This is a genomic window from Thermoflavimicrobium daqui (genome assembly GCF_003313465.1).
Lineage (GTDB): Bacteria > Bacillota > Bacilli > Thermoactinomycetales > Thermoactinomycetaceae > Thermoflavimicrobium > Thermoflavimicrobium daqui.
In genome coordinates, this window is record NZ_KZ845666.1 from 227,138 (window position 1) to 247,644 (window position 20,507).

General features: G+C 38.6%; 15 protein-coding genes and 1 tRNA gene. 2 read left to right on the forward strand and 14 right to left on the reverse strand.

Translation table 11 applies throughout. The features are described from left to right. Positions 1–355 precede the first annotated feature (355 nt). Entirely contained in the window at positions 356–3,721 is a 3,366-nt protein-coding gene (locus DL897_RS09165) for a phosphodiester glycosidase family protein (protein ID WP_113658846.1), read from the forward strand. A 97-nt stretch (positions 3,722–3,818) separates the two neighbouring features. On the opposite strand, the gene secG is transcribed toward DL897_RS09165, so the two are convergent. The 9 genes from secG to DL897_RS09210 form a co-directional block, all read right to left on the reverse strand. Further along, positions 3,819–4,052, reverse strand: a complete 234-nt coding sequence (gene secG, locus DL897_RS09170) for a preprotein translocase subunit SecG (protein ID WP_113658847.1) — start codon at positions 4,050–4,052, stop codon at positions 3,819–3,821. Between the two features lie 216 nt (positions 4,053–4,268). Further along, positions 4,269–5,555, reverse strand: a complete 1,287-nt coding sequence (gene eno / locus DL897_RS09175; protein ID WP_113658848.1) for a phosphopyruvate hydratase — start codon at positions 5,553–5,555, stop codon at positions 4,269–4,271. An 11-nt stretch (positions 5,556–5,566) separates the two neighbouring features. Further along, positions 5,567–7,108, reverse strand: a complete 1,542-nt coding sequence (gpmI, locus tag DL897_RS09180; RefSeq protein ID WP_113658849.1) for a 2,3-bisphosphoglycerate-independent phosphoglycerate mutase — start codon at positions 7,106–7,108, stop codon at positions 5,567–5,569. Positions 7,109–7,119: 11 nt separating this feature from the next. Further along, a complete protein-coding gene (gene tpiA, locus DL897_RS09185) occupies positions 7,120–7,884 on the reverse strand; it encodes a triose-phosphate isomerase (RefSeq protein WP_276308574.1) in 765 nt (254 codons plus the stop codon). A 13-nt stretch (positions 7,885–7,897) separates the two neighbouring features. Next, positions 7,898–9,085 (reverse strand): phosphoglycerate kinase, encoded by a 1,188-nt coding sequence (locus DL897_RS09190; protein WP_113658850.1) that lies wholly within the window; start codon positions 9,083–9,085, stop codon positions 7,898–7,900. 74 nt (positions 9,086–9,159) lie between these two features. Continuing rightward, positions 9,160–10,176: an ArsJ-associated glyceraldehyde-3-phosphate dehydrogenase gene (locus DL897_RS09195; protein ID WP_113658851.1), complete on the reverse strand. Its 1,017-nt coding sequence runs from the start codon at positions 10,174–10,176 to the stop codon at positions 9,160–9,162. A gap of 112 nt (positions 10,177–10,288) precedes the next feature. Next, positions 10,289–11,314 (reverse strand): sugar-binding transcriptional regulator, encoded by a 1,026-nt coding sequence (locus DL897_RS09200; protein WP_113658852.1) that lies wholly within the window; start codon positions 11,312–11,314, stop codon positions 10,289–10,291. Positions 11,315–11,454: 140 nt separating this feature from the next. Beyond that, entirely contained in the window at positions 11,455–12,840 is a 1,386-nt protein-coding gene (gene rpoN, locus DL897_RS09205; RefSeq protein WP_113658853.1) for an RNA polymerase factor sigma-54, read from the reverse strand. 216 nt (positions 12,841–13,056) lie between these two features. Then, entirely contained in the window at positions 13,057–14,445 is a 1,389-nt protein-coding gene (locus tag DL897_RS09210; RefSeq protein WP_168188737.1) for an amidase domain-containing protein, read from the reverse strand. Positions 14,446–14,697: 252 nt separating this feature from the next. Here DL897_RS09210 and DL897_RS09215 point away from each other — a divergent pair. Beyond that, positions 14,698–14,772 (forward strand) — tRNA-Arg (locus DL897_RS09215). A 358-nt stretch (positions 14,773–15,130) separates the two neighbouring features. Here DL897_RS09215 and DL897_RS09220 read toward each other — a convergent pair. Genes DL897_RS09220 through DL897_RS09240 form a run of 5 tightly spaced genes read right to left on the reverse strand, consistent with a single transcriptional unit; the run spans position 15,131 to position 20,459 of the window. Further along, the gene (locus DL897_RS09220) at positions 15,131–16,474 is read right to left on the reverse strand and encodes a F390 synthetase-related protein (RefSeq protein WP_113658855.1); all 1,344 of its coding nucleotides are present in this window, start codon (positions 16,472–16,474) and stop codon (positions 15,131–15,133) included. After that, positions 16,471–17,331: an MBL fold metallo-hydrolase gene (locus tag DL897_RS09225; RefSeq protein WP_113658856.1), complete on the reverse strand. Its 861-nt coding sequence runs from the start codon at positions 17,329–17,331 to the stop codon at positions 16,471–16,473. Before DL897_RS09225 ends, DL897_RS09220 begins: the two co-directional genes overlap by 4 nt. After that, entirely contained in the window at positions 17,313–18,299 is a 987-nt protein-coding gene (locus DL897_RS09230; RefSeq protein WP_113658857.1) for an NAD-dependent epimerase/dehydratase family protein, read from the reverse strand. Before DL897_RS09230 ends, DL897_RS09225 begins: the two co-directional genes overlap by 19 nt. Further along, positions 18,296–19,465: an ATP-grasp domain-containing protein gene (locus tag DL897_RS09235; protein WP_113658858.1), complete on the reverse strand. Its 1,170-nt coding sequence runs from the start codon at positions 19,463–19,465 to the stop codon at positions 18,296–18,298. Before DL897_RS09235 ends, DL897_RS09230 begins: the two co-directional genes overlap by 4 nt. Further along, the gene (locus DL897_RS09240; protein WP_113658859.1) at positions 19,455–20,459 is read right to left on the reverse strand and encodes a beta-ketoacyl-ACP synthase III; all 1,005 of its coding nucleotides are present in this window, start codon (positions 20,457–20,459) and stop codon (positions 19,455–19,457) included. Before DL897_RS09240 ends, DL897_RS09235 begins: the two co-directional genes overlap by 11 nt. Positions 20,460–20,507 lie beyond the last annotated feature (48 nt).

The following is a 20,507-nucleotide window of genomic DNA, read 5'->3' on the forward strand; positions in this document are numbered from 1 at the left end:
TTAGGCACTTTGATTTAATCAAGTTTCTAAATATATGATCCTAAAAAGAATTTCATCTGTAAAAAGTTACTCCCATCTTACGTAAATAGGCTTGGTATGAATTGGAATCGCATAAGTATTATAGGTAATTTTTATAAATATATATATTAAATTAATTAATAGTTAATATATAAGTATTATTTTTGGAAATATATTATTTTGTAAAATCACATTAAACTCAGACCATCGTTCTATTTGAGTCAGTCGTTTTTTGTAATCTCAACAATTGCCAGATGATATCAAGAGAAAGTACAAAAACGATCAGCGACTGATCTAATGAAATTACATTATAGGCAAATTTGAGAGGAGTAATTAGATGAACAAGTTGAGAAAAACCCTTGCACTTTTTCTTACTTTTTTCCTACTTCTTATTCCTATCTCTGTTCAAGGAGCTATTAATCCCATTCACGAGTCAGGTGAATTACAACGGATTGAACCACGCTCATTTGTACCTAATGAATCGCAAAACAACCCTACACTTATTCATCAAGAAAGTACAAAGGAGATGATTGCTTCCGGAATCGAACTGACACGTTTTCATCGCTTTGACTCCCTAGGGTGGAACAAAGGAGCTACGTTAAGTGTTGAATTAACTAAACCTGGAGTACAAACCAACCTACTGACTCCAGGGCAAGTAGCCAGTTCGGAAGCCCTTAGCAAGCAAATGCAGAAAAGTGGAGCCATTGCAGGGGTCAATGGGGATTTTTTTGATATCCGTAATACTCAAGCTCCATTAGGCGCTGCTGTGCAAAATGGAAAAGTTTTAAAAAGTGGGGGAACTCGCAATTCAGCTTTTGTCAGCAAAGATCACTTAGGACAGATAACGTCACTCTTGTTTGAAGGAAAGGTCGTTGCTCAAGAAAAAACATTTACTCTTTCAGCCATCAATAACCATTCCATCGAAAATGATCACTTAAACCTTTATACATCGGATTGGGGCAATGCTTCTCGACAACATCTAAAAGAAGGAGCCCATGTTTATAGTGAAGTGTTAATTCGCGATAGAAAAATAGTCAAACACTTCGATGGACAAGTATACTCTGATGCTTTAAAAGATGGCGAAAGTCTCTTATCCGGTAAAGGAAAAGCAGCCGAATTCCTTCGGAGTTTATCAGTTGGTGATTCAGTTGACATTCAAATTCAAACTCGTCCAAATGCCAAAGATCTTTTCTTCGCTGTTGGAGCTGGGGATATCTTAGTCAAAGATGGCGAAGTCGCTACGAAAGATAATGGACCTGTACACCCACGTACCGCCATCGGTTTTAGTAAAGATAGAAAAAAAATGATCCTAACTGTTGTTGATGGTCGCTCTAATGACAGTCGGGGTATGACTTTAATGCAGCTAGCCGAATTTATGAAAGAACAAGGTGCTTACCATGCGGTTAATCTAGATGGTGGTGGTTCCTCAACAATGGTTAGTCGTCCTTTGGGAGAAGGAGGACTTAAAGTCGTGAATAGTCCCTCTGATGGTCAAGAACGTCCTGTTCCCAATGGAGTCGGAGTTTGGAACAATAGCCAAACTGGAAAAATAAAAGGATTTAAAATCGAAACACGCAGTGATCGTGTTTTCCCCAAGTTCAGTCGTGATTTTAAGGCATTCCCTTATGATACCGCATATGCACCTATGAAATTAACAGAGCAACAAATGCACTGGTATGCCAATGGATCGATTGGTACTTTTAAAGGTAATGGATCCATTTTTAAAGCAATGCGTCCTGGAAAAGGATATGTCACCGTTCGACACAAGGCTGTAAGTTCTAGGAAAGAAGTTCGTGTATTAGGCGAGCTTGCCTCTTTAAGCATTAAACCAGATCATATCGGCTTAGATCAAGGAAAAACAGCCAATTTCTTAGTCACAGGCAAAGATGCAGAAGGTTATGAGACCTATATCGAGCCTCGTGATATCCAGCTGTCTTATGATAACAATGTGATTGAAGTGAAAGCGGGCGAAGATGGTTCCTTTACAGTCATTCCAAAAACAGATCAGGGAGCAACACTAATTAAGGCAAAAGCAGGTAAATTTACAGCCCATTTAGGTGTAACAGTGGGTCTAAAGTCGAATACGATTGAAACATTTGAGGATCAAAGTAAACCGTGGAAGTTCGAAAAGTTCCCCACTGAGGTTATTGGTAGCCTTTCTTATGTAGACTCACCCGGTCATGGAGGGAAAGCAATCAAATTAGATTATGACTTTACTACTTCAGATCGTACGCGTGCTGTCTATACTTTACCACCGAATACCTTTTTAGAGCTAAGTGGAGATGTCAAGAAAATAGGCGTAAAAGTATATGGAGATGAAGGAAATCATCATTGGTTGAGAACGCGTATTCGAGATGCCAACGGTACTTATCATACACTTGATTTAGCCAATCAAGTCAATTGGAAAGGTTGGAAGTATGTAGAGGCAGCAGTACCTGCTGGAGTGAAATTTCCGATTTCACTAAACCAAATCTATTTGGTAGAACCAGATATAAAAAAGAAGGATAAAGGTTTTATCATCCTTGATGATGTTACGACCAAAGTATCTACTACACTCGATGTACCTGAAACTTCCGTAACCAAACATCCAATGGTACTACAAAACAAACCCATTTCCACTAAAATGTGGAAATTTGCTGTACTTACAGATTTGCATCTAGTAAGTGATAGTCCTGAAAGCAAGGAAGTAAAAAATGCGATAGCTGCAATCAAAGATGTACAAAAATCGGGTGTGGATTTCATTGTTTTTAATGGTGATATGATCGATCATGATACAAAAGAGAACTTTGCTTTTCTTAAAAAATTGCTAGACGAGCATGTAAACGTTCCTTATTATGTTGTTCCAGGAAATCATGAATCTTATGGATCTGGAAATCTCAATCATTTCTTACAAACATTTCGTCTGAAAAATGCTTTCCAAACTTTTGATCATAAAGGAACCCGGTTTGTGATCCTTAATACCTCACAAGGTGGTCTGCGTGCTAGTGACTCTCAGCAATGGCCCCGATTACTAGAAGTGCTAAATAAAACAAAAAAGGATCAAACGATACAAAAGTTAGTGATACTTGGTCACCATCCCTTATTTGACCAACTCTCTTCACATACCTCCCAGTTTACGGATAGTAAAGAGGCAGCCTTAGTCCAAAAACAATTGACCCAATTTAAAGAAGAAAGTAAAAAAGAAGTGATGATGATTACGGGGCATGCTCACTCCAATCACTTTGAAAAACGAGACGGTGTTACTTATGCCATCGTTGGTCCCAACGGAAAACGCCCATACGCTCCGAAAGACAAAGGTGGCTTCTTCGCTTATGCTGTATTCGGCATGAGTCAAAATGCAAGCCAAAAACAGCAGTCTATGCCACTCTTTACGCAAGAACGAAGCAGGGTGGTGGATGTTCGCCCCATTTTAGAAGATGCAAAAGTAGATAAGGAGGCTTTTTCAGTAGGAAAAGAAGAAACGGTCACTCTCATTGGTATACAGGCTGATAACTATACATTTCCAATTCAATACCCAGCTAATGTTCAATTTATCGCTGGCGAAGGGCTAGTTATCAAAGAAAAGCAGGGACAAATTACTCCATATGTAAATGCCTATTTTGATCCACAAAAGAAAATCGTTTACTTTATTCGTGAAGGAACTGCGAAATTGACTATGAAGGTTGGAAGCTTCGAGAAAACATTCATATTGGAAGGAAAATAAATAAACCCTGCTATACTCTCTATCAGAGGAGTATAGCAGGGTTTATATTTATAAAAAAACAAAAGAAAAACAGCGAAATGGCTGTTTCTCTCTGGTATTATTTGATGAAATATCCGACTAACAGTGTAGTAACAATAAATAAAATAGCGAAAATAGTGGTTAAGCGCTGTAACAAAGCATCGATCCCTCGTGCCTTTGCTTTACCGAAAAGCTGTTCAGCTCCACCACCAATTGAACCCGATAAACCAGCACTTTTACTTGATTGCATTAAAATAACAACAATCAAACAAATACTGATCACTGCCAAGAAAATTTTTGCAGCGAGTGCCATCATGTGACCCCCTCTTGTCACCTATTCCACTTACGTTAATGTAACACACTGCTACCTTAATTGCAATAAGGGAAGCTTTCTCTCATCGGACTTTACTCAAAAGGTTTACTATAGCAATTCTCTTTTTTGATAAAAAACCTCAGCCCGAAAAATGGGGCTAAGGTTTTTTATCACTTCCCGTTTATTACTTAAGATGTTATTTCCATCTGGGTCTTACTAGCCTTTTAAGTTGTAAAAAGCTTTAATTCCGGGATATTGAGCTGTTTCATCCAACTCGTCGGCAATACGAATTAGTTGATTATATTTAGCTACGCGATCTGTACGTGATGGAGCACCGGTTTTGATTTGTCCAGCTCCAGTAGCTACAGCGATATCAGCAATAGTTACATCTTCAGATTCACCAGAACGATGGGAAATAACGGCTGTATATCCAGCACGTTTTGCCATTTCTATCGCATCAAAAGTTTCGGTAAGTGTACCAATTTGATTTACTTTAATTAAAATGGAGTTACCAATTCCTTGTTTAATCCCTTTAGCAAGACGCTCCGTATTGGTTACAAATAAATCGTCACCAACCAATTGAACTTTATCTCCTAAACGTTCGGTTAATAGCTTCCAGCCATCCCAATCGTCTTCGGCAAGTCCATCTTCAATCGAAATAATAGGATATTTGCTTACAAGCTCTTCATAATAAGCAACCATCTCTTCAGCAGTTTTGCTTACCCCTTCACCTTCTAGATGGTATTTTCCATCACGATATAGCTCAGTAGCAGCTACATCTAGGGCTAATTTAACATCTTCATCTGGTTTATAACCTGCCTGCTTTATCGCTTCAACAATCGTTTGAAGTGCTTCTTCATTAGAAGATAAGTTAGGAGCAAATCCACCTTCATCTCCTACAGAAGTAGCCAATCCCTTCCCTTTTAATACTGTTTTTAGGTTATGGAAAATCTCTGATCCCATCCGAATAGCTTCCGCCATATTGGAAGCACCTACAGGCATAACCATGAATTCTTGAATATCTACGTTATTGTCGGCGTGCTCTCCACCATTTAAGATATTCATCATCGGTACTGGCATGACTTTTGCATTGAATCCTCCCAGATAGGTATACAAAGGAACCTTTAATTCTTCTGCTGCTGCATGTGCGGTTGCCATAGAAACACCTAAGATGGCATTGGCACCCAATTTCCCTTTATTAGGAGTACCATCTAATTCAATTAATTTTTGGTCAATCGCAACTTGATCAAAGGCATCATAGCCAACGATTTCAGGCGCAATAATTTCATTCACATTTTGTACTGCCTTTTGTACACCTTTTCCTAAATAGCGCTCTTTGTCACCATCTCTTAATTCAACTGCTTCATGAGCACCTGTTGATGCTCCAGAAGGCACAATCGCTCGGCCACGTGCTCCGGATTGAAGATATACTTCAACTTCCACAGTAGGATTTCCACGGGAATCTAATACTTCCCGAGCATAAACAGCTTGAATAATCGTCATGATGCATCCCCCTAAGTATGAATAATTAATGTTTTTCCAGTCATTTCTTTTGGCTGAGGTAGCTGTAATAAATCAAGTAAAGTAGGAGCTATGTCAGCCAAAATTCCATCATTTCGTAAGTTGACCTGTGGTTTCGTTACAATACATGGAACTGGGAAAGTCGTATGTGCCGTATATGGGCGATTCTGTTCATCCAATACCATATCTGCATTTCCATGGTCAGCAATAATGACTGCTACTCCACCTTTTTCAAGTACCAAATCCACTACTTGACCTAAGCACTCGTCCACTGCTTCTACAGCACGAATCGTTGGCTCTAATTTACCCGAATGACCAACCATATCAGGATTAGCAAAGTTTAAAATGATCGTATCATGTTTTTCTTGTTCAATCTCTTTAAGCAAACTTTCCGTAACTTCATAAGCACTCATTTCCGGCTTCAAATCGTATGTTGCCACTTTGGGAGAGCTAATCAACAGGCGATCTTCACCTGGAAATGGTTCTTCTCTTCCCCCACTGAAGAAAAAAGTAACATGTGGATATTTTTCTGTTTCAGCAATACGTAACTGTTTTAAGCCTTGTTGTGCAATCACTTCACCGTAGGTATTATCTAAATTCGTCGGTTTATAAGCGACAAAACCATCGACGGATTCACTGAAGTGAGTGAGACAAACATAGTATAAGTTATGTGGCCAATGATCTCCTCGATCAAACCCACGAAAATCCTTATTGGTAAATGCTTGAGAGATTTGAATGGCACGGTCTGGTCTAAAGTTATAAAAAATAATGGCATCTTGATCTTGAATCTTACCTATCGGCTTTCCTTGTTTATCCACAATCACAGTGGGCACAACAAATTCATCAAACATACTTTTTTCATAAGATTCCTTCACCGCGTCAATGGGATCCTGGTATTGGGGTCCTTCCCCATATACCATCGCACGATAAGCCTTTTCGGTTCGCTCCCAGCGGCGATCACGATCCATTGCATAGTATCTTCCTTGAACCGTTGCTATTCTCCCAATCCCTAGTTCAGTCATCTTATGTTGAAGTTGTTCTAAATAGCGTACCGCACTATCTGGCGCTACATCTCGCCCATCTAAAAAGGCATGGACATAAACTTTCTCCACGTTTTCTTTAGCTGCCAGTGATAGTAAAGCAAATAAATGATCGATGTGGCTATGTACACCACCATCTGAAAGTAAACCATATAGATGAAGGCTACTATTTTTTTCTTTTACATGCTGAATGGCACCTAAAAACACTTCATTTTCAAAGAAAGATCCTTCATGAATGGATTTACTTACTCTGGTTAAATCCTGATAAACTACACGTCCAGCACCGATATTTAAGTGTCCCACTTCTGAATTTCCCATTTGTCCTTCAGGTAAACCTACAGCGTGACCACTGGCTTGGAGAGTAGTATGGGGAAATTGTTGCCAATATCGGTCAAAGTTTGGTTTATGGGCTTGGGCAACTGCATTTCCATGCTTTTCTTGTCGAAGACCAAACCCATCTAAAATAATAAGAATGGCTGGTTTAGGATATTTCATTTTTCATCACCTTATTTACTGGCTGCTTGTACCAATTTCAAGAATGAATCTGGTTTTAGACTTGCTCCACCTACAAGGGCCCCATCAATATCTGGGTGTGCTAGAAATGAAGCAATATTCTCAGGTTTTACACTACCTCCGTATTGAATACGCACTTCATCTGCGACTTGACTGTTAAGAAGAGCCGCAATTGTTCTTCGAATAAACGAAATGACTTCGCCAGCATCTTCAGCTGTAGAAGCTTTTCCAGTACCAATAGCCCAAACCGGCTCATAGGCAATAATACTTTGTTTCACTTGCTCAGGTGTTAGACCTTGCAGTGCATGTTTAACTTGATTCTCTACAACCTGTTTTGTTTGATTACCTTCCCATTCGTCTAGTGTCTCACCTACACAAATAATGGGTATGATCCCCGATTCGATGGCTGCTTTTGCTTTTTTATTAACTGTTTCGTCTGTTTCCGCAAAATAAGCTCGACGTTCAGAATGACCGATGATTACATACTTCACACCAATAGCTTGCAACATAGGAATACTGATTTCCCCCGTGTAAGCTCCTTCTTTCTCCCAATGAACATTTTGCGCTCCGATTCCTACTTGCGTACCTTGGGCTTTTTCTGCTAAGCTAGGCAAGCATAGATAAGGAGCACAAATGACTGTTTCTACATGGTCGGGGATCGATTGAGCTAATAAAGAGGCAAAAAAATCATTTGCTTCATGAATATTTTTATACATTTTCCAGTTCCCCGCAATGACTGGTGTTCGCGAAACCGTCACGAACCTCACTCCTCTACTCTTTATCGTTTAATATAGCCACACCCGGAAGTTCTTTTCCTTCCATCAATTCTAAAGATGCTCCACCACCTGTCGAAATGTGGTCAACTTCTTGTGCTAAACCTGCTTTTTCAATGGCCGCTGCTGAATCTCCACCACCCACAATCGTTAAAGCTTGAGACTGCGCCATCGCTTTAGCGACTTGATTGGTTCCTTTGGCAAACTGATCAAATTCAAATACACCCATCGGTCCATTCCAGATTACTAGATTTGATGAATGAATCACTTCAGCAAAAATTTCTCTTGTTTTCGGGCCAATATCTAATCCCATCATATCTGCTGGAATCTGATCAATCGTCACGGTCTTTACCTGTGCAGGATTTTCACCAAATTCGTTCGCCACCACCGCATCGACTGGTAAATAAAGACGAATTCCCTTTTCTTTAGCCTGCTCTATAAACGACCTTGCTAATTCCAATTTATCCTCTTCTAACAAAGACTTTCCAATTTCATACCCTTGAGCACGAATAAAAGTATAGGATAAACCGCCTCCGATAATGAGATTATCTACTTTATCCAATAGGTTTTGAATAACACCTATTTTATCCTTTACTTTAGCACCACCAATAATTGCAGTAAAAGGGCGTTTTGGGTTTAGCATTGCCTGCCCCAATGTATCCAATTCTTTTTGCATGAGCAAACCTGCTACGGCAGGAATATAGTTAGCGATTCCTTCAGTAGAAGCGTGAGCACGATGAGCAGTACCAAACGCATCATTAACGAATAGATCCGCTAGATCGGCAAAAGCTTTTGCAACAACTGGATCATTTTTTTCTTCTCCAGGTAAGAAGCGTACATTTTCTAAAAGAAGAACTTCTCCCTCTTTTAATTCTCGAACTCGTTTTTCAACCTCAGCTCCAACTACTTCATCTACTTTATACACGGGTTGCTCCAAATATTCTGCTAATCGATTCGCCACAGGAGTTAACCGCATTTCCTCAACCACTTTACCTTTCGGACGCCCTAAATGGCTAGCTAAAATCAGCTTTGCCCCATGCTCTATCAAATACTTAATGGTTGGAAGTGCAGCACGGATTCGTGTATCATCTGTAATTTGACCATTTTGGATCGGCACATTAAAGTCAACTCGACAAAATACCTTTTTTCCACGAACATCTACATCACGGATTGATTTTTTATTCATGAAGATCCCCCTTCGGTACGATAAGAAAGAGGAGAACAAAGAATTCTCCTCATAGTACTTACTACTCTTCAATTCTAAAAGGATAATCCTTGCTTGGCAACAAATTGTGTAAGATCTACTACACGATTGGAGTAACCCCATTCATTATCATACCAAGACATGACTTTAACCATGTTTCCTTCTAAAATCATGGTAGAAAGGGCATCAACAGTAGATGAGTGGGGATCGCCATTGTAGTCTACAGATACCAATGGCTCATCCGAATAAGCTAGGATTCCTTTTAACTCACCTTCAGCAGCATTTTTAAGTGCTTCATTTACTTCTTCAATTGTTACATCTTTCTCTAGCTCAGCAACAAGATCAATCACTGATACATTTGGAGTAGGAACACGAATAGCTAGTCCATTTAATTTTCCGGCAAGCTCAGGCAATACCAAAGATACAGCTTTAGCGGCACCAGTGGTTGTGGGGATCATGGATTCAGCTGCAGCACGAGCACGACGTAAGTCTTTATGTGGCAAGTCGAGAATTTGCTGATCATTGGTATAAGAATGGACAGTAGTCATTAATCCACGACGAATCCCAAATTTTTGATGTAACACTTTTGCCACAGGCGCTAAACAGTTAGTTGTACAAGAGGCATTAGAAATAACATGATGTGTTTTCGGATCATATTTCTCATGGTTTACTCCCATGACTACAGTTATATCTTCATCTTTTGCAGGCGCAGAAATAATCACTTTTTTAACAGTACCTTGTAAATGCTTAGCTGCATCTTCTTTTTTCGTAAAACGCCCTGTTGATTCGATTACGATTTCAACCCCATATTCACTCCAAGGTAGCTCCGCAGGATTACGTTCAGCTAAAACATGGACTAATTTATCATCAATAGTAAACCCTTTATCCGCAGCTTCCACTTTGGCTTCTAACTTTCCGTGAACAGAGTCATATTTCAATAAATGAGCTAACGTTTTTGCATCAGTTAAGTCATTAACAGCTACCACTTCAAGTTCTGGGTGATTTAACATAGCACGGAATACATTACGACCAATTCGTCCAAACCCATTAATTCCTACTTTGATCTTCGCCATATCCTATTCCTCCTTTATAAAATAAAGCCCCCAATTAACATTTTTCTATCTTACCTTTGGCTTTTAGCTTCCCCTAGATTAAGTACAAAAATCGCTCTGTATCCATAAAAAATCAATGGCTTTTTTTTAGTATGGCTTCCGCTGCTCCCTCATCTGTGATTAACACATGAACAGACGACAAGGAACATATGGCTTTAATTGCCTCTGCTTTGCTCGTACCACCTGCTACAGCAATAGACAGCTCCACTTGATCTAAGTTTTCGAGTTGCAATCCGACCATTGGAATTCGGTGAATAATTTGGCCCTTGGAGTTAATATAATAACCAAAAAATTCACCTACAGCTTCTCCTTGTTCCAGCTTCTTGATTACTTCTGGAGAAGACTTACGACGGAGCGCCATTTTTTTGGCATCTCCAATGCCATGTAATACGATGCGTGATTTTTTTAGATAAGCCAATGTTTTTTCGATATGTTGTTCTTTCATTAACATTTCATATGCCTCAGGGCTTAATTGATCAGGTACATGTAATAACCGATATCTCCCACCTGTCTTTTTGGCCATCATTGAAGCAATATAATTGGCACCTAGCTCAACAGCTTCATCTAAACCACCTCGGGTTGGGACAAAAGTAGTCGATTTTAAAACAGTAGAAGGTGTAAGCATTTCTGCTACTGCCAAAACACTAGAACCACCTGTTACTGCTACAATCTGGTTTTCTATCGACAATTGCTGTAATACACGCGCACCAGCGCGTCCTATTTCCTTCTTAACCCAATTGGATTGATCCGTATCTCCTGGCACAACAATAACTTCTTTGATTCCTAAAAGCTGGGACAATTCTTTTTCTAATTCATTAATCCCAAATAATTCTTTCATCACTTGTTCCATCTCTAGGAGTAGTTCATTTCCTACATCAGTTAAATTCATACCTGTAGAAGAAACATCGATCAACCCTTGCATCCGTAAAAAATCAGTTTCTGAACGCAAAACTCGCTCGGTCATTTGTAATGCTGCTGTTAAACTACGTCTACCAACTGGTTGCATCAAACGAATTTGATGAAGTATTTGATATCTCTTTCGCATGACTTTTAATAAATCAGGCAATAATCTTTTTTGTATATTCAGTAACGAATCCATAGAACTCCCCCGAGGGACAATTTTGATCCCTATACTGCAATTTACGTCCCATCCCGAGCAAAAAAATATAAATGAGGTTCAATTTAATTGTACCCCATTTAAAATAAGCTTGGCAAGCTATCTTCACCCATTTAGGATAACTATTTTGTATACCTTTTACGGACAGTCGAAGAAGGAATCCCCATTTCTTCACGATACTTAGCCACCGTCCTACGTGAAATATGAATCCCTTTGTCTTGTAAAAGACGAGATAACTTTTGATCAGACAATGGTTTTGTTTTATCTTCTTGATGAATCAATCGTTGTAACTGTCTCTTTACAGCTTTCATACTCATATCCATTCCCGAATCTGTTGATAAGCCTGAAGGAAAGAAGAAACGGAAAGGAAAAACACCATGTGGAGTTTGCATATACTTATGCTGAGTTGCTCGTGAAATAGTTGACTCATGAAGACCAACTTCTTCACCGATTTGCTTGAGGGTAAGCGGACGTATGAAAGAGACTCCTTTTTCGAAAAAGTCCTTTTGTTTTTCTATGATCGCTTCTACCACTCGATAAATTGTATCCCTTCGCTGTTCAAGTCCCTTCATCAACCATAAAGCCGATTGCATCCACTTTTTCAAATAGGATGTAGTAGACTGTTCTAACCCTGCTTGTTTAATTAGTTGAATGTATTGTGTGTTTAGCTTTATATTGGAATGATAACGATCATCTAGCTGTATTGAAAATTCTCCATCAACGGATTCAACGATAACATCAGGGTAGATATACTCCGGCTTACTAACAGCATATCCTCCCCCAGGACGCGGATTACACTCTTTGATTAAATCAATGGCATCTTGAACTTCAGAAACCTCTACTTGAAGTTCTTGAGCTATTTTTTTTAACTTTCCCTTCGCTACATCTTCGAGATAATCGTCCGCAATAGTGATAGCGATAAGATTTGGGCATTCTTTTCGCTTTAATTGAATGACTATACATTCTGAAAGCGAGCGGGCTCCAACACCTGCCGGATCCATCGAATGTAATACCTCTAGACAAGTAGACCAAGTTCTTAGATCGATTTGGAAGCGCTTACATACAGATTTATAATCTATATCTAGATAGCCTCTTTCATCTAAGTTTCCAATTAAAAAACGACATACTTTCTGAGTGATAGGATCTAACTCTAAAAAACTAAGTTGTTCTATCAACATATCATAAAGGGAGTCAGAATCAGAAGAAATCATATCCATTATAAAATCTGACTCGTTATTTACTGCTGACCTCTTAGGGTAATAATTGGTTCCACTGATATAGTTTAACCATTTTTCAGCTCTTTGCCGCCAAGCTTCATCATTTTCCAGTTCATCTGAATAAGAGCTGATCATCTCCAGCAACGGATTCTCATTAGCTTGTTCCTGAATATATTGTTCTAACTCAACGGCGGAGTACTGCAACAACTGAATGGCTTGACGTAGTTCAGGGGTCATTAGCAGTTTCATTCTTTGTTCCTGCACCAAATCAAAACTTATCTGCAGCGCCATATCATTTCCTCCTCCGCACTATCAGACAATTTATTTTTTAGTTACTATATATTTTATCACATTAGATAATAAATGAAGAAAGAGATTTTAAATATAAATATTTCAAAGATGTTGGTTAACCATTAATTGTAATTATTAGTAGTAAAAACAATATGATGTAGATCAACAGTTGCGTAAGTATTTATCAATAAAAAAACGGGGAATTCCCCGTTACAATTAATTTTTAGCTGTACTCATATCAAAACCGTATAACTTCGCTCCTGTAAATAGCAACCACGATATTGGAGAATCTTTTTTATCAGCTGTATGTTGTGTCACATATACTTCATTACCCATTTTTCGTGTCACAACAGCAGAATGATTGATACGACCATCATTTTCAAAATCAAAGTTAATAATATCCCCTACTTTTAAATCCCAAATGTTTTCAACTGGCTTTGCCCGTTGTTTCATGTGCAGATAGAATGAGTGAGCAACTCCCCATGATAATGAAGGTTTTTTGTCGGAATAGTACCAGTAACTATTTCCATTTGTAACTTCTTTCATCCCACCTGCTTTTATTACCTGGGAAATAAAGTTAGTACAATCTGCCCAGCAATCTTCACAACCACCCATCGCTCGACTATAGTAACCATATTGAGCATTATTTCTCTTATTCCACCATTTATATGCATACTCTTTTGCTTTAGCTCGATTATAGCCATTCGGCTCCGGTTTATTTAATTGCGACTCTCCTGGCTTATTGTTGTCGTCTGGTTTATTTTTATCATTTGGTTTACCATTATCACCTGGCTGTTGAGGAGTTCCGTTCCCATCACTACTACCTTGGCCTGGGATTGGATTTTTCTGATTAGGCTCATTACCACCATTAGTATCAGGCTTCTCCGTACCAGAATGATCATTTCCGGGATGGGTTGGCTTTGGATCTTCAGGCTTGTTTGGTTTATCTTTTTCACCTGGGTTTAAATCACCAGGTTTTGGGGTATTAGGCTTTGTAGTTTTCTTAAGTTCACTTGGATCCTGAGCTTTGTCCGGCAGTTTTACTATACCAGGTTTTTTATTAGGAGTTGGTTTCCCTTTATCTTTCAAAGGAACACCACCTTTGATTGGCAATAAACTCTGTAATAGAGCTAAATCTTCTTTAGTTCCTTTGCCTGATTTTAATTTCTTTAATAACTCTTCAATCTTTTTATTAATTTGCCTCTTCTCGATTGCACTGAGATACTTAACATACTCTAACAAAGCTTGTCTTTCTTTTGGGGATAGATCACCTGCACCACCTAGCAATCCACTCACATAATCTCTATAGTTTTGATCGTTAGGATCTTCTTTTATTTTTCCTTTGTTTTTCTTAACTGTATTTTTAATAATCTTAACAGCCACTTCTGTTTGAGCAGGTTTTTGAGTCTTTGTATCCGGATAATATGTAACCTTATCCGAAACTACTTCGACTTCCTTAGTATCAACTGGCTTTTTTTCTAATTCAGGGGCAGGCGCAGATTGCTTCGTATTTTGCGAATAGTCTGTCCCTTTTGTGACTCCTGATGCACATCCCCCAAGAGCAAGTGCACCAACAAAAAGCCAGATAGCTGCTTGTTTCTTCAAGTTCTTCCCTTCTCTCCTATTTTTGAATGTTATTCATTTTATTTCGTTATACTAAACTCGTAAAGCGTTGTATATAGCATATTAAAAAATGTTTTTTCCGGGAAGTATCCCTATCTACATTTCATTCTTTATTCAAAATTTGACTAAATATCCCTTTTTTAGCATTATAATTACATTTAATTTATAAATAAATATATCTTACAGTTGATCCTTACTCCATACTATGTTATAATTAGTTTCGTTACTGCATATGCGCCTATAGCTCAGGGGATAGAGCACTGGTCTCCGGAACCAGGTGCCCAGGTTCGAATCCTGGTAGGCGCGCCAAATATTAGATGCCTTGATAGACGAATGTAAAAACATCTCCTTATGTGTTAGCTAATTAACACATAAGGAGATGTTTTTTGTTTTTTTATGATATCTCGAATTGTCTATCCCCATCTTCTCTTCACAATAACAATAATAACCACCTAGTCTCCTAAAATAGCTTCCTAGTCAATCGAAAGAAAATAATAGAATCATGATAACCTACTAACAATATTTTGTTTACACTGAAGTTGCCTTCTTAATCCTTCACTCATTGCTACTTCCTTCCGTAGCTTTAATCAGTTTAAAAAACGAGGGATCAAATTCTCCTCGTTTTTTATAAGTTAGGATATATGGAAAAAAAACCATAAATGATTATTCATTTAACTCTTTGATCATGCTCTTCTTTTACCGAAAATCTTCGTTCAACTCGTCGTAACTTTTTATCACTTGGGCGTAGTGTATAAGGAGTAAATAAAATGGTGGGCATTTGGCATCCAAGCTGATGAAACAATTTTTGTAAGGATGTGAAAACTGCCTTTTGAATCGAATCTTGCTCTCCCTCTGCCGCTTTCAATGATACTTCTAGATGATTTGGATCATGTTGTATAATGAGATATTCTTCAATATGGTCATCTGTTGTAATGATAGCTCGTCGAATAAAGTCAGGGAAAATAGAAACTAATTTTGATGAAGCTAATGATGGGAGATAGAACAAGTCATCACAGCGCCCTTCAATTTGTTCGATAGCTAGGAATGGTGAGCCACATGGGCAAGGACTCTTTTTTTCAGTCAAAATATCATCCAGACGATAACGAATAATCGGCTGCGTAAAACGTGAAAAGTCGGTAATAATCGGGATGAATTTTCCTAATTTTTCATCCATGACCTCTTTTTGAACTACGAGTAAATCCTCATTCATATGAAGAGTTCCATATGAACAGGTTGTCGCCAAAAAGCCCTCTGTACTTTGATAAACTTGATGAACAATCTGCTGAAAGACTTGGCTAATGATTTGTTGATCAAGGGGATCTAACACTTCTGCTACCGATATAATTTTTCGTGGTTGAATCGAAAGCTGATTTCTCTTTTGTGCTTCAGCTAAAAAACGCAGCATCGACGGGGGCCCTACCAAAATGGTGGGCTGAAATTGCTGTAAGGATTCAATATGGTCTTCGAGTGGAGAAAGCAAATCAAAGAAACTAAATTGAATACGACCTTTTTCTATACTTGTATATAAATTACTATTTGCACGTAAAAAAAAGGCAACTCGCTGTTTAACGAATATAGATGTAGGCAGAACCTTGGCTAACATGACTCCCGCCCATCGGAGACGCTCTTCTGGACTAACTAAGAAAATACCCCGATTGCCTGAGGTTCCTGAAGATAATCCGATCGTAACCCCACGAATTGTCGGTGTAAAGTCACGCGTTTCCTCTGCTTTTAATGCCATTTCAAATGCTTCTTGCTTAAGTATCCCTACTGTATTTAATCGATCAAAATTGTCCATCATTTTCTTTTTATCCATGATCGGAAACTGATGCCAATTATCTAATGAGCTCCCTTGATAAAGCTGTTGATAAAAAGCAGAGTGTGGTAAGATCGCTTGTAAAAATCGAATAACTTGATGATGTTGCCAATTACACAGCTGCTCTCGCGATCGAAAAGAAGGTCGATAGCGTGTTTGTAAGTATTTCCATAAAATCAGTATTTTCCCCTTCATTGACCTTCACCTACTCTTTGCCATGTTGTTAAGCAATGGGAGGGAATGATAAGGATATCAGGATGTTTGATATACAATTGATGAACTTTGGATAAACTTTCTTTATAAGCTTTCACGTCCGCAGTAATAAGATATGCTAAAGAGTTTGGAAGTAGATAATGTTGATATTGCTCTTCTAACCAACAACTATCCGCGGCTAAAAAGATCATTTCCCCCTTTAAATTTCGTAAAAATAAGCCAATTTGTCCAACTGCATGACCTGGTAACATCACTGTAATCAATGTCCCATCCCCAAATAAATCATAACCGTTCGTAAATGGTGAAAAGTCTTTCCCCATTTGTCTTAAAGGCGTATCCTCAATAAATTGAACCCGAGTACTAAAATCAGAGGGAAGTAGATTTGGAATAAAGGCCTGTTTCAGGGCTGCTAACCCACTCTTTCCTTGAATAGACTGAAAGGCAGCCCGCGAACATATAAAAGTAGCTGCCGGAAAGTCTAAACAGCCTGCAATATGATCTGCATGAAGATGAGATAAAATGACACAACGAATATCCTTTGCATGATAACCAGCTTGAGCTAACTGATGAACAGCAGAATTTTTTTCCGAAAAGACAACAGGGGTTATCAATCGATATAATCGGTAAGGCAATGAGTCCGTTTCCATAAAAAAGTATTTAGCATAGCCTGTATCAAATAAGATAGGCCCATGCACTGGATGTTCAATCAATGAGAAAAGAGCTGGTATAAGACGTTTCTTCCACTTTCCCTTCGAAAGCATCATCTTCTCAGGATGTAGGCAAGCTCCACCATAATATAGCGTCCATTTTACTTGTTTCATCACTGTTTTTTCCACCATTTCACAAACCTCTTGATTCCCTCTTCAATACTTACTTTGGGTTGATAACCTAATTCTTGTTTCGCTTTGGAAATATCTAGCGTTTGGCTTTTACCTAGCACCCCTACTGTATAACGGGTTAATTCAGGTTCTTTCTCCCTTCCCAGTATCCGAGCATACCACTCTAAACAACCTGCAAACAAATAAGCAAGGCGGAAAGGAATCGATTTTGTTCGCATAGGTTGTTCTAATAGTTTAAATACCTCCGTTAATACATCTTTTAATAATACTGGCTCATCATTGGTAATATTATACTTTTTACCAAGAGTGTTGCTTGATGAGTTCATACATAACAGAAGTGCATCAACTACATTATCAATATACGTAAGATCAATCCAGACCTTTCCACCATTGATTAAGGGGATAAAACGACGTTCATTAGCTTGAAGTAGTCTCGGCAAGATGGCTTGATCACCTGGTCCAAATAAAGCGCGCGGTCGAATGGTTATGACAGGTAAACCTTCTTGAAAAGCACGATCTATTTCTTGTTCGGCTAACCATTTTGTTTCTGCATAAGCATTTACCTTTGTCTTAGGTAAAGGTTCTTCCTCTTTAATTTGCAAGCGATCGGTATAATGAAAATAAATGCTTGGTGTAGATACATGGATCAACCGTCTAACTGGATACTGCATACAACCTTCAATTAGGTTTTTAGTGCCAATCACATTACTTTGATAAAAATGTTCATAAGGACCCCATGGTGAAGAAAGTGCTCCTGAGTGAAACACATAGTCTTGATTCTTACACATTGCTTGAATTGTTACGGTATCTTCAAGATTAGCAGGGATAAAAGAAATCCCTTGCTCAGCTAGATAAGCTCCTTTTTGTTGACTACGACCTGTTGCTGTCACATTATAGCCAAGTTGATGCAGTCGTAAAGCAAGTCTCTGTCCTAAAAACCCAGTTGCTCCGGTTACCAAAACATTCATGTTCCTTCACCATTCCATTCCATATCATATGTGGTTGCTTCAATCATTGAAATCCCTAAGCATCGACTCATTCGCCATAAACTAAATAGGCTTAATCCTTGATAAAAATAAGGTAAAGGATCGTTCCAACGAAAAATAACATCTTGCGATCCAAGAAACGTTTTTGCCCATTGTTTAAAATCAAAAAGAGAGCGAACCGAACGGAGTCCATAAGTTAGCATCGCTAGGCTAATCATTTTTGGACTAGACTTAGGCAAAATAAATGAAGCTGAAACTGGATCTATAAATAAATTAGCCAAACCATCATCTTGATGAAATAAATGAATTCCACTAGTTAAACGAGGATTACATTCGATTAAAAAAAGCTCATTCCTAGTCGTCTCCATCCAATCAAAGGAAATTTGCCCAGTAAAACTCATCATCTCAACCCATTTTTGTACAAGTTTTATTAGTTTATCATTGCGATAGGGGGCAAAGGTAATACTCGCGCCTCTCCCTGCAGTAAAAGTGGTACGATAAGCCACATGAGCCAGCAGTTTCCCCCGATAGGCAAGCCCATAGGTACAGACCTGATTACCCTCGATAAACTCCTGTAGTATCCAAGGATTCTCTGGATTAATATTTATCTGCGGCAATGAATTCTTTTCATTAGATATGACATGAACGTGTGCTGAAAACCGGGAATATACTGGCTTTAGAATAAATTGGGTTTTATCGATTTGGTTCTTCTGTATTTCCTGAATTTCCTTCAAAGAAGTAACTTTCCATGTTTTAGGTACTAAGTAATTATACTGCTTAGCTAACTGGAAAAGCTCCCATTTACTATGCAAACTATGTAAAATCTCAAAGGGCTCTACCCATACGTATGTATGGGGAGCCAGCTTATTAAGTCCTCTTGCAACCACAAAAATTTCTTCAGAAGTAGGAATTAACACATCAACATTCTCAGCTAGTACAATCTTTTGTAGCGCTGACAAAAAAGCTTCTTCCTCGAAGCGTGGTGATGGAACCAAGAATGTCTGAGTAACTGCTCTCGACGCTCGACAAAAAGCATGTTTAAAGCTTTCAACTAGAAGTACACGATGACCAGCAGAAGCTAAAAGACGTGCCAAATCTAAAGTAGCTGGTGCCCGTCCACCTGTAAGTAAAAATGTTTTAGTAGACATAAACTAAGCTCCCAATCGATAAACCGGCTGCTGTTCCCAATAACATCACAAGATCCCCACGCTTCATTTTTTGCTGCTTAATCGCTTCATACATTCCCATCGGAATCGATGCCGAAATGGTATTTCCGACATTCTCAGAAAAGATAAACATTTGTTCACGAGATATCCCCAAACGCCTTTGCATTAAGCGCATTGCCATCATACTTGCCTGATGCGGAATCACTATCTTCATATCCTTAATTGTAATCGAGCGATCTTCTGCAAATAAGCGTTCAATAAACGAAGGTAAGTAACGAGCTGAAAGTTTAAATATCGCTTCACCATCCATATCAAACAGGAAATCTTCTAGGTTGATATTACCTTGATACGTACGTGGATGATATTTAGAACCTCCACCACGAATCTCAGACAAGTGGGCCCCCTGAGTATACGTTTCCATCCGTGATAAAAGAATTCTCGACTTCTCATCTTCAGGTGTAGGGCCAATAACCGCCGCTGCTGCTCCATCCCCAAATAGCATACTACTTTCGGCATGATTCCAATTTAATCCAATTGAGGCAATTTCCGAAGATACAAGAAGCACATTTTGATAACGACCACAGTCTATTAGATAAGACAAATGATCCAATGCAGTTACAAAGCTAAGGCAAGTGGAATTAATATCAAAAGCAGGGATTCCTTGATGATTAGGATCTAACTCCTTATATATCAATGAAGCAGTGCTAGGAATCGCTTGTTCTCCTACTCCACTGGTACAAACAATACAATCAATATCTGAAAGAGTAAGCCCTGCATTCTTTAGGGCTTCCTTAGCAGCCAAAGCTCCCATCTGAGAAACGGTTTCATCTTCAACAAAATGCCGAATAGATACACCCGATTTTTTTGCGACAGAGCCTTTTTGAAGCCCTAATTTTTGATCAAGCTCCTCAGCTGTTACCACTCGTTTGGGTAAATATCTGCCCATACCTATTATTTGAACCTTACGTGGTTTCATGCAAACACCTTCTGTCTATATTTAATACATCTATTTTATTATGAAATA

Bases quoted from the DNA above. Each gene is read 5' to 3' on its own strand.
- DL897_RS09190 (WP_113658850.1), bottom strand. From the start codon at position 9,085: ATGAATAAAAAATCAATCCGTGATGTAGATGTTCGTGGAAAAAAGGTA.
- gpmI (WP_113658849.1), bottom strand. From the start codon at position 7,108: ATGAAATATCCTAAACCAGCCATTCTTATTATTTTAGATGGGTTTGGT.
- DL897_RS09220 (WP_113658855.1), bottom strand. From the start codon at position 16,474: ATGAAGGGGAAAATACTGATTTTATGGAAATACTTACAAACACGCTAT.
- DL897_RS09165 (WP_113658846.1), top strand. From the start codon at position 356: ATGAACAAGTTGAGAAAAACCCTTGCACTTTTTCTTACTTTTTTCCTA.
- DL897_RS09240 (WP_113658859.1), bottom strand. From the start codon at position 20,459: ATGAAACCACGTAAGGTTCAAATAATAGGTATGGGCAGATATTTACCC.
- DL897_RS09200 (WP_113658852.1), bottom strand. From the start codon at position 11,314: ATGGATTCGTTACTGAATATACAAAAAAGATTATTGCCTGATTTATTA.
- DL897_RS09225 (WP_113658856.1), bottom strand. From the start codon at position 17,331: ATGGTGGAAAAAACAGTGATGAAACAAGTAAAATGGACGCTATATTAT.
- eno (WP_113658848.1), bottom strand. From the start codon at position 5,555: ATGACGATTATTCAAGCTGTTTATGCTCGGGAAGTATTAGATTCCCGT.
- DL897_RS09235 (WP_113658858.1), bottom strand. From the start codon at position 19,465: ATGTCTACTAAAACATTTTTACTTACAGGTGGACGGGCACCAGCTACT.
- secG (WP_113658847.1), bottom strand. From the start codon at position 4,052: ATGGCACTCGCTGCAAAAATTTTCTTGGCAGTGATCAGTATTTGTTTG.
- DL897_RS09195 (WP_113658851.1), bottom strand. From the start codon at position 10,176: ATGGCGAAGATCAAAGTAGGAATTAATGGGTTTGGACGAATTGGTCGT.
- DL897_RS09230 (WP_113658857.1), bottom strand. From the start codon at position 18,299: ATGAATGTTTTGGTAACCGGAGCAACTGGGTTTTTAGGACAGAGACTT.
- rpoN (WP_113658853.1), bottom strand. From the start codon at position 12,840: ATGGCGCTGCAGATAAGTTTTGATTTGGTGCAGGAACAAAGAATGAAA.